We start from the raw sequence: 9969 nt of genomic DNA on the forward strand, positions 1-9969 counted from the left end.
AACCGCGCTCCCCGGCCGTGTCAACACCCTCCGGAAAACTCCGCGGTAGTCGTAACCGCTGCGTAACAGCGGTGCCTGCACGGGAAACGGAAGCCCGGCATGACCAGGGCACGGTCGGACCGCCCGGCCGGGCGGTCCCCGTCACTCCGCAGGCACCCGTCACTCCGCAGGCACCGCCACTCCGCGGGCACCGCTCAGCGGTCGAGCAGCCGTACCGCGACCGCCTTCTCCTGCGTGTACTCGCGCAGCGCGGCGTACCCGCCGCCCGCGCTGAACCCGCTGTCCTTCTGCATGTTGAACGGGAACCCGATGACCCCCGCGTCATGGAACTGGTTCACCGCGACCTGCCCGGACCGCACGTCCTTGGCCACGCGCATCGCCCGCGACACGTCGTCGGTCCAGACGCAGGCCAGGAGCCCGAAGTCGGTGTCGTTCATCATCTCGACGGCCTGGGCGGTGCCGCGGAAGCCCTGCACGGCGAGGACCGGCCCGAAGACCTCCTCGCGCACGACCCGCATCCCGGGGTCGACGCCGTCCAGGACGGTCGGGGCCACGAACCATCCGCCGTCCGGCACCTCGGCCTTCGCGCCGCCGGTCACCACGCGGGCGCCCTCCCCCGGCGCCCCCTCAAGGAAGCCGAGGACGCGCTCGTGCTGCTCCCGGCTGACCAGCGGCCCCATGTCGAGATCCTGGTCCCACGTGCCGAGCCGGACGGCCCGCATCCCTTCCACGACGCGCTCGGTCACCTCGGCGCGGATCGACTCCTCGACCAGGAGCCGCGAGCCCGCGTAGCAGTTCTGGCCGGCGTTCTCGGTGATGGAGCCGACGATCGCCGGGACCGCCACGTCGAGGTCGGCGTCCGCGAACACCACGTTCGGCGACTTGCCGCCCAGCTCCAGCTTGACCGGCACCAGGTTCTCCGCCGCGGCGCGCATCACCGCGCGGCCGGTGGCCGTCGAGCCGACGAAGCTGATGTGATCGACGTCCGGATGGGAGGTGAGCGCCACCCCCGCCTCCGCGCCGAGGCCGGTGACGACGTTGAACACCCCGGGCGGCAGGCCGGCCTCGCGGGTCAGCTCCGCCAGCGCCAGCGGTCCGAGCGGCGCGATCTCGGACGGTTTGAGCACGACGGTGTTGCCCGCCGCGAGCGCGGGCGCCACGTTGGCGGCCGACAGCAGCATCGGCACGTTCCAGGGCAGCGTCACCGCGCACACCCCGTACGGCTCGGGGATCGTGAAGCCCAGGTAGCCGGGGTCCCGGGTCGGCAGCGTGGCACCGGTGAGCTTGTCGGCGGCGCCCGCGAAGTACGCGACGATGCCGTGCGCGATGAACGCGTTCGTCCGCCCGCCCGACAGCGGCTTGCCGACGTCGCGCGCCTCGTACCGGGCCAGCTCCTCGACCCGCTCCATGATCAGCGCGGCCCAGCGGCCCAGCAGGGCGCCGCGCTCGCTGGGCGAGGTCGCCGCCCAGCCGGGAAAGGCGCGCCTGGCCGCCGCGACCGCGTCGTCCACGTCGGCCCGGCCGCCGCGCGCGATCCGCTGGATAACCTTGCTGTTCGCCGGGTCGAGGACCGGAAGTTCTCCCTGGTCACGGGCCGGAACCCAGGATCCGCCGACGAGCTGGCGGCCGGCCGGAATATCAAGTGCGGACATACCCGGAATCCTTGACCGGAATTATCCCGCATGTCAAGATGCCGTATCTCTTTATGAAATGACCTTTGGGGAGGGCGCATGCGGGTCACCGCCGCCGTACTGGACCGTCCGGGCGAGGCCCTGGCGCTGCGGGACGTGGAGCTCGGGCCGCCCCGCCCGGACGAGGTCCTGGTCCGGCTCAGCGCGGTCGGCATCTGCGCCACCGACCTGGAGTTCGCCACCTTCATGGAGGGCCCCGCCGTGCTCGGCCACGAGGGCGCCGGAGTCGTGGAGAAGGTCGGCGACCACGTCACCTCCGTGGCGCCGGGCGACCACGTGGCGCTGTCGTTCACCTCGTGCGGCGGATGCCGCCCCTGCCTGACGGGTTCGCCCGGCTACTGCCTGCGGTTCGACGCGCTCAACTTCAGCGGACGGCGCCCCGACGGGTCGTCGGCCGTCTCCCTGGACGGGACGGAGATCAACGCCCACTTCCTCGGGCAGTCGGCGTTCGCCGACCACGTGATCGCGCCCGTCCGCGCCGTGGTGCCGATCGGCAAGGACGCCGACCTGACGCTGGCCGGGCCGTTCGGCTGCGGCTTCCAGACCGGCGCCGGCGGCGTGCTCAACGTCCTGCGCCCCGCGCCCGGCTCGTCGATCGCGATCTTCGGGGCGGGGGCCGTGGGCGTCACCTCGGTCATGGCCGCCGCGCTCAGCGGATGCACGACCATCGCCGCCGTCGACCTCAACGCCGAGCGGCTGGCCACCGCCCGCTCCCTGGGCGCCACGCACGGCGTGACCGGCGGCGGGCCCGCCGCGGCCGAACTGCGCGAGATCGCCCCGGACGGGTTCGACTTCGTCCTGGAGACCACCGGCCGCGCGGACGTGCTCCGCACCGCCGTGGAGGCCCTCGCCCCCCTCGGCCACTGCGGTGTCATCGGCGTCGGGCCGAGCGAGGAGATGCGCCTCGACTGGCGCAGCATCCTGAACGGCCGCACGATCACCGGCATCATCGGCGGCGGCGGGATACCGCAGGTCTTCATCCCCGAGCTGCTGCGGCTGAACGCGGCGGGACGCCTTCCGGTGGACGGCGTCATCACGCGCTTCCCGTTCGAGCGGATCGGCGAGGCCGCCGAGGCCGCGAGGCAGGGCACGGTCGGCAAGGCCGTCCTGACCTTCTGAATCTCCCAGAGGCGCGGCTGGGCAACACCGCGCGGAAGCACATGCGGCATCGGGAGTCGCGCACATGACTGAGCAGCTGGCACAGCAGGAACAGTTCGACCACCACTCGGACGGATGCAACGCCGACCCGGTGGCGTACTACGCCGCCTACCGGGAGGGCTGTCCCGTAGGGCGCACCTCCGCGCACGGCGGGTTCGTCTACACGACGCGGTACGCCGACGTGAGCCGGATCGCCCGGGACGACGAGGCGTTCTCCTCCGCGCGCGGGCCGACAGGGGTCGACGCCGTCTCCATCGTCATCCCGAGCGGGCCCGGCCTGGAGCAGTACCCCATCGAACTCGACCCGCCCAGGGCCACCGGCTACCGCGACCTGATCAACCCGCTGCTGACCCCGGCGGCGGTCGACCGGCTCCGCCCGATGATCGCCCGGCACGCGACCCGGGCGGTGGACGCGTTCATCGAGCTGGGCTCGGCCGACTTCGTCCGCGACCTGACCAACCCGGTCCCGGCGGCCGTCACCCTCGACTGGCTGGGCTTCCCCGAGGAGGACTGGGCGCGGCTGGCCGGGCCGATCCACGACATCTTCGCCGCGCCCGCCGGAAGCGAACGGGCCCTCCGCGGCGCCGAGGGCCTCGCGTACATGGAGCGGCGCATCCGCGAGCTGATCCGGGACCGCCGCGCGGAGCCCGCCGAGGACGCGGTCAGCGCCCTCGTCACCGCGCGGGACGGCGACGGCGAGCCGTTCACCGAGGACGACCTGGTCTCGGTGATCGGGCTCCTCATCGCGGGCGGCGTCGACACCACGACCTCGCTGACCGGGTCGACGCTCGTCCACCTGAGCCGCGATCCCGAGCAGCGGCAGCGCCTCATCGACTCCCCCGACCTGCTGGAACGCGCCACCGAGGAGTTCCTGCGGGCGTTCGCGCCCTCGCAGTCGATGGCCCGCACGGCGCTGTCGGACACCGAGGTCGGCGGCTGCCCCGTCCGGGCGGGCGAGCGCGTCCTGATCCCGTGGGTGGCCGCCAACCACGACCCGGCCGTGTTCCCCGAGCCCGCGGAGATCCGGCTGGACCGCGACGCGTCCCGGCACCTCAGCTTCGGGATCGGCTCGCACCGCTGCGCGGGCGCCCATCTGGCCCGCGCGATGTTCCGCGAGATGATCACGCAGGTGCTGAGCCGGCTGCCGGACTTCCGGGTGCTGGAGGACGGGCTCGTCGAGTACCCGGCGCACGGCAACCAAACGGGCTGGGACGCGATCCCGGCCGTCTTCACCCCAGGCCCGCGCGCCACCGGAACCGCGATGGCCGCCACTCCCCTCGGCGCCGCGTTCGACATGACCGTGGCCCGCGCCGAGGAGGCGGCCGACGGCGTGCTCTCCCTGACGCTGGCGCCCGCGGACGGCGGCGAGGCGCCTGCCTGGGAGCCCGGCGCCCACCTTGAGCTGCGCCTTCCCTCGGGACGCGTCCGCCAGTACTCGCTGTGCGGCGACCCGGCCGACCGCTCGCGGTACCGGATCGCGGTGCTGCGCGAGGCGGACGGGCGGGGCGGCTCGGAGGAGGTGCACGCGCTCGCCCGCGACGGCGTCACGTTCGGCGTGCGCGGCCCGCGCAACCACTTCCCGCTGGTGGACGCCGGGTCCTACCTGTTCCTGGCCGGCGGGATCGGCGTCACCCCCATCCTGGCCATGGTGCGCGAGGCGGCCGGACGCGGCGCCGGGTTCCAGGTGGTGTACGGCGGCCGCACCCGCGCGTCGATGGCCTTCCGGGACGAGCTGTCCGCGCTCGCGGGCGACCGGCTGCGCCTCCTGCCGCAGGACGAGGCGGGCGTCCCGGACCTGAAGGCGGTCCTCGCCGAGGCGGGCCCGGACACCGCGATCTACTGCTGCGGCCCCACCGGCATGATCGCCGCGGCCGAGGGCGCCTGCGACGAGCTGGGGATCCGGTCCCGCCTGCACGTCGAGCGCTTCACCGGCGACGACTCGCTGGAGGTGGCGTTCGACCCGGCGCTCAACACCGAGTTCGACGTCCACCTCGCGCGGACCGGCGCCACGCTCCGGGTCCCCGCCGACCGGCGGCTCATCGAGGTGGTCCAGGAGGCGGTGCCCGGCCTTTCGTACGACTGCGAGAAGGGCTACTGCGGCGCCTGCGAGACGCGCGTCCTGGCAGGCGACCCGGAACACCGCGACTCGCTGCTCACCGAGGAGGAACGAGCCGCGGGAAAGACGATGATGATCTGCGTGGGCCGCTGCACCTCATCTCGCCTGGTGCTCGATCTGTAGCCTCTATACAAGACGCCGTCTCGCATAGTGCACGTTTTACCTAGGGTTAACGTGCCCGGAACGGCGCCGCACCACCGGATGGCGAGCATGCGGCCATGCTCCAGCCGAAAGAAGGCCGCATCGACGGCGCGCACTACCTGCCGACCACCCCCGACACCTGCCTGTGGGGCCGGCTCCCCAACCGGGACCGGCCCCCGGTGCTGCGGATCGCGTCCGGCGACACCGTCACCATCGACACGCTCAGCCACGAGGGCATCCTGGAGGACCAGGGCCGCGACCCGGACGCCTACCTCGCCGGATTCGGCGTCCCCGTCGACCAGGTGCTGACCGACGCCCTCGACCTGGCCGCGTCCGATGTCGCGCACGACTACGACGAGGACGGCCCGCACGTGGTCACCGGCCCGATCGAGGTGGCCGGCGCGGAGCCCGGCGACATGCTGCGGGTCGAGACGCTGAGCCTGCTGATCCGGGCTCCGTACGGCTTCATCAGCAGCAGGCACGGGTACGGAGCGCTGCCCGGCGAGTTCCCCGAGACGGCCCCGGACAGCGGTCCGGGCAGCGACCCCGCCCGGGACGGCGCCTCCCGCGCCTACAACAGCGTGTGCGAGTTCGTCGAGGTCGTCGAGGAGGCCGGGCGCCTGCACGGGACGCTGCCGTATGGCGGCGGGCGCGCCGCGCGCTTCCCGCTCGCACCCTTCCTCGGGCTGATGGGCGTGGCCGCCGACACCTCCGATCCGGTCCACTCGGTGCCCCCGGGAAGCTTCGGCGGCAACCTCGACATCAACGAACTCCAGGTCGGCTCGTCGCTCTACCTGCCCGTCCAGGTCCCCGGCGCCTCCTTCTACGCAGGCGACCCGCACTACGCCCAGGGGAACGGGGAGGTCGCGCTCACCGCCCTGGAAGCGCCGCTGCGCGCGACGCTGCGGCTGACCGTGATCCCGCGGGCCGAGGCGTCCGCCCTCCTCGGCGCGCTGGACGAGCCCTTCGCCGAGACCGGCACGCACTGGCTGCCGCTCGGCCTGCACGAGGACCTCGACGAGGCCGTGCGCCGCGCCGTGCGGGCCGCCGTCGGATTCCTGGCGGAGGCCCAGGGGATGCCCCGGCACACCGCCCTCGCCTATCTCAGCGGCGCCGCCGACTTCGAGATCAGCCAGGTGGTCGACGGGGTCAAGGGAGTCCACTGCATGATCCGCAAGGCCGACTTCCGCTGACCGTAGGGCTAATCGTGCCCGTCGCCGGAGTGCCCGCCCCTCTCGTCGGACACGGGATGCTCCACCAGCGCCAGGACCCGGTTGGACATGAAGCGGGCCGTGCGGACCGTGGTGCCCGTGCGGGTCACCTCGCTGACCTCGACCACCCCGCGCCGGTTGCCGATCTCCACGCGGCGGCCGGCGCGGGTCGCGGCCACCTCGTAGGTCCTGGTCGCCGAGCCGCCGACGTCCACCACGATCTCGACCCAGTCGCCCTTCATCGAAACCCCCTGCAGCGTTCGAACGAATGTTCGATATATACCCGGGAACGGCTTCCGGCAACCCCGCGCGGCGCCGGGGATCAGCCGAGAAGCAGCTGGACGATCGCGGCCAGCCCCACCGCCACGATCACCCCGCGCAGCACCATCGGCGGGATCCTCCGCCCGAGCTTGGCGCCGAGCCACCCGCCGACCGTCGAGCCGATCGCGATCAGCAGCACCGCCCACCAGCTGATGTCGGTCTCGCCCAGCAGCCACATCGTGATGAACAGCAGCGCCGCCGTGCCGTTGACGATGGACACCATCGCGTTCTTGGCGCCGTTGAGCCGCTGGAGGTCGTCGTCCAGCGCGATCCCGAGCATCGCGATGAGCACGATTCCCTGCGCCGCGCCGAAGTAGCCTCCGTACATCCCGGTGCCGAAGACGCCGAGCCACAGCCCGAGGCCGCCTTCCGGACGGTGCTTCTCCTGACCGTCCCGGCGCTCCCGCATCCACGCCTGGAGCCGGGGCTGGACGACCACCAGCACCAGCGCGACGAGGATCAGCACCGGCACGATGAAGGCGAACGCCTCGGGCGGCAGCGTCAGCAGCAGCAGCCCGCCCGCGACCGCGCCGGCGAACGAGGCGCTGCCCATCCGCACCAGCCGGCGCCGCTGCCCCTTCAGCTCCTCGCGGTACCCGTACGCGCCGCTGAGGTTGCCGGTCACCAGGCCGAGGTTGTTGGACACGTTCGCCACGACGGGCGGGTACCCGAGCGCGAGAAGGGTCGGGAAGGTGATCAGCGTGCCGGAGCCCACGACGGCGTTGATCCCGCCGGCGGCGATCCCGGCGGCCAGCACCGCGATCGCGTCGAGGACCTCCACACCGCACCTACTCGTTCACAAGGCTAACAATGGCCTCACGATGGTAAAGAACCGCGCAGGTCAGTGTTGGAACCGGGGTACCCGGAACGATCCCGGTCCTCCGCCCCCGGGTCACCGCGCGGCGCGGGCGTACCAGCGGCCGTCCTGGCGTTCGACCGACAGCGGGATGCCGAAAGTGTTCGAGAGGTGCTCGGAGGTGAACACCTCGTCCACCTTCCCCCGCGCGACGATCGCGCCGCCGCGCAGCAGCAGCGCGTGGGTGAAGCCCTCGGGGACCTCCTCCACATGGTGCGTGACCATCGCCATCGTGGGGGCGGCCGGATCGTCGGCGAGGGCGGCCAGGCGGGCGACGAGGTCCTCCCGGCCGCCGAGGTCGAGGCCCGCGGCGGGCTCGTCCAGCAGCAGCAGCTCGGGATCGGGCATCATCGCGCGGGCGATCTGGACGCGCTTGCGCTCACCCTCGGACAGCGTGTCGAACGTGCGCCCGATCAGGTCGGCGCAGCCGAGCGCGTCGAGCAGGCCGACGGCACGGCTCACGTCGGTCGAGTCGTACTCCTCCTGCCAGCGCCCCAGGATCGCGTACGAGGCGGTCAGCACCAGGTCGATGACCCGCTCCCCCTCCGGGACCCTCTCCGCGAGCGACGAGCTGGCCAGGCCGATGCGGGGACGCAGCTCGAACACGTCCGTGCGGCCCAGCGCCTCCTCCAGGATCTCGACCGTGCCCTCGGTCGGATGCAGCATGGCGGCGGCTATCTGGAGCAGCGTGGTCTTGCCCGCCCCGTTCGGGCCGACGATCACCCACCGCTCGCCCTCGCTCACCGTCCACGTGACATCGCGCAGCAGGGTCGCCCTGTCGCGCCTGACCCCGACTCCGCGGAGCTGAAGTACCTCGCCGGCCATGCGCGCCTTCGTCTCCCATCCGGTGGTCCGTGATCCTCAGCAAAGAACCTATGCGATTCCGGGCCGCCGCCGCCTCCCGGCTCCCCACCGGAAACGACGGTCCCAGGGTGCACCCTGGACGCGAGTGTCTGGTTACGTCCGGTGGCATCGGCGATCCGAACGCTTAAAGTGGATCGCATGCCCATTGGGGAGTGTTGGGAAGGACGATGAGCAAGGCAGCGAACATCCGCCGCCCGGCCCATGGCCGGAACCGTCATCCGGCAGGGGCCGCCGGGGACGAAGAGTGTCGCGTATGAGCACCGCCGTCGCGACCGCGCTGGTCGCCTGGGGCAATGCCTGGCTGACCGGCCACATCGGCTTGGACGAGGCGGTCGACGCGGTCGAGAAGAACGCGGGCCCGCAGATCCTCGGCGGCGAGCCCGCCGAGGTGACGCTGCGGCGCGGGCTCGGCGACCTGCGCGTCGGCGGGATGGCGGCGCTGCGGCTGGCCCTGCCCGAGACCGGCGACCCGCTCGGGCTGACCGGTCCGGCCGGCCTCAACCGCGCGGCGATCGAGGCGGGCGCCGCCGTCATCGCCGTGCTCGGCGACCGGGCGATCGGCCTCGTGCCCGCCGAGGACCGCCGCGGATCCTCCTACGTCGGCGTACGCTGGACGACCCACGACGCGTCGCCGGGGCTGCCCGACGTCCCGCCCCTTCCGGAGGCGGACCGGCAGCTCACGCTGGCGATGCGGGACGCCACCGAGGCACTGCTCACGGTGGACGACTTCGCCGGCGTCCCGCCCGAGATCGCCGAGGCGCTGGTCGACCTGCGCGACCCGGACCGCGGCGACCATCCGCTCGCCCCCGGCTACCCGCCCCGGGCCCACCGCGTCGCCGCGCTCGCGGGCCGGCTGTCCCTCGTCGTGGACCTCGCCCGGCAGATGGACGACCGCGGCCTCAGCGCCGACCAGATGCAGCGCCGGGGCGAGGCCCTGCGGCTGCTCGACCGCGCCGTCCGGCGCGCCCTCGTGGCCGCGTGCAACAGCGCGTTCGACCCCGTGCCCTGACCGAGAGGGGCACACAGCAGAACGGGGCGCCCCCAAAGGGGGCGCCCCGCGATGCTCACGGTCCTGTGATCAGGCGCGGACCACGATGGTGTTGCAGACCTTGTCGGCGAACGTCTGCTTGCGCTCGTCCCACAGCGGCCAGAGGAAGCCGAGGTAGCACAGCGCGCTGTCGAGGACGTGCGCGATCTTGCGGAGCACGGCCATGCCGAAGCCGATCGGCTGGCCGGTCTGCGCCCCGACGAGGCGGATGCGCATCTGCCGCTTGCCGATCGACTGGCCGGTGGTGCCCTCCTGGTAGCAGATCCACAGGAAGGCGGCGATCCAGATGGCGAGGCCGATCAGGATGAACAGCAGGCCGATCACGGCCGCGCCGCCGCTGCCGGACGCACCGAGGATGTTGCCGATCAGATAGAGCACGAAGAACGGCGCGGCCACGATGAGGTAGTCGATGATGTAGCCACCGGCACGCGAGCCCCACTCGGCGAGCTGCCCGCCGGAGCCGTAGTGGTGGTGGTGCACCTCCTGGTAGCCCGGCTGGCCGGGGGGCGCCTGGGGCGGCGCACCGTAGGCCGGCTGGGCGGGGGGCGGCTGCTGGCCGTAGC

At 72.9% G+C, this 9969-nt stretch carries 9 protein-coding genes; 4 read left to right on the forward strand and 5 right to left on the reverse strand.

Annotation, left to right across the window (positions count from 1 at the left end; translation table 11 throughout):
* Positions 1 to 194 precede the first annotated feature (194 nt).
* Positions 195 to 1652 (reverse strand): aldehyde dehydrogenase family protein, encoded by a 1458-nt coding sequence (locus E1281_RS15560; RefSeq protein WP_131878726.1) that lies wholly within the window; start codon positions 1650 to 1652, stop codon positions 195 to 197.
* 78 nt (positions 1653 to 1730) lie between these two features.
* Here E1281_RS15560 and E1281_RS15565 point away from each other — a divergent pair, with 78 nt between their 5' ends.
* The 3 genes from E1281_RS15565 (at position 1731) to E1281_RS15575 (ending at position 6299) form a co-directional block, all read left to right on the forward strand.
* Complete coding sequence (locus E1281_RS15565) at positions 1731 to 2810, forward strand: NAD(P)-dependent alcohol dehydrogenase (RefSeq protein WP_131878728.1); 1080 nt, start codon at positions 1731 to 1733, stop codon at positions 2808 to 2810.
* 64 nt (positions 2811 to 2874) lie between these two features.
* On the forward strand, positions 2875 to 5088 hold the full coding sequence (locus tag E1281_RS15570) for a cytochrome P450 (RefSeq protein ID WP_131878729.1): 2214 nt from the start codon (positions 2875 to 2877) through the stop codon (positions 5086 to 5088).
* Positions 5089 to 5183: 95 nt separating this feature from the next.
* A complete protein-coding gene (locus tag E1281_RS15575; protein ID WP_131878730.1) occupies positions 5184 to 6299 on the forward strand; it encodes an acetamidase/formamidase family protein in 1116 nt (371 codons plus the stop codon).
* A gap of 8 nt (positions 6300 to 6307) precedes the next feature.
* Here the strand turns inward: E1281_RS15575 and E1281_RS15580 are convergent, their stop codons facing one another.
* From E1281_RS15580 to E1281_RS15590, 3 genes are all read right to left on the reverse strand, one after another.
* The gene (locus tag E1281_RS15580) at positions 6308 to 6559 is read right to left on the reverse strand and encodes a hypothetical protein (RefSeq protein ID WP_131878732.1); all 252 of its coding nucleotides are present in this window, start codon (positions 6557 to 6559) and stop codon (positions 6308 to 6310) included.
* Between the two features lie 80 nt (positions 6560 to 6639).
* Positions 6640 to 7419 carry a sulfite exporter TauE/SafE family protein gene (locus E1281_RS15585; protein ID WP_131878734.1) on the reverse strand — a complete coding sequence of 260 codons (780 nt, stop codon included), beginning with the start codon at positions 7417 to 7419 and terminating at the stop codon, positions 6640 to 6642.
* Between the two features lie 111 nt (positions 7420 to 7530).
* Positions 7531 to 8319 (reverse strand): ABC transporter ATP-binding protein, encoded by a 789-nt coding sequence (locus tag E1281_RS15590; protein ID WP_131878736.1) that lies wholly within the window; start codon positions 8317 to 8319, stop codon positions 7531 to 7533.
* A gap of 292 nt (positions 8320 to 8611) precedes the next feature.
* Between E1281_RS15590 and E1281_RS15595 the strand changes: the two genes are divergently transcribed.
* The gene (locus E1281_RS15595) at positions 8612 to 9367 is read left to right on the forward strand and encodes a hypothetical protein (protein ID WP_131878739.1); all 756 of its coding nucleotides are present in this window, start codon (positions 8612 to 8614) and stop codon (positions 9365 to 9367) included.
* Between the two features lie 69 nt (positions 9368 to 9436).
* On the opposite strand, the gene E1281_RS15600 is transcribed toward E1281_RS15595, so the two are convergent.
* Positions 9437 to 9969 (reverse strand): RDD family protein (locus tag E1281_RS15600; protein ID WP_131878741.1); only part of this gene is annotated, 533 nt, incomplete at its 5' end.

The sequence above is a fragment of the Actinomadura sp. KC345 genome (assembly GCF_004348515.1).
GTDB lineage: Bacteria > Actinomycetota > Actinomycetes > Streptosporangiales > Streptosporangiaceae > Spirillospora.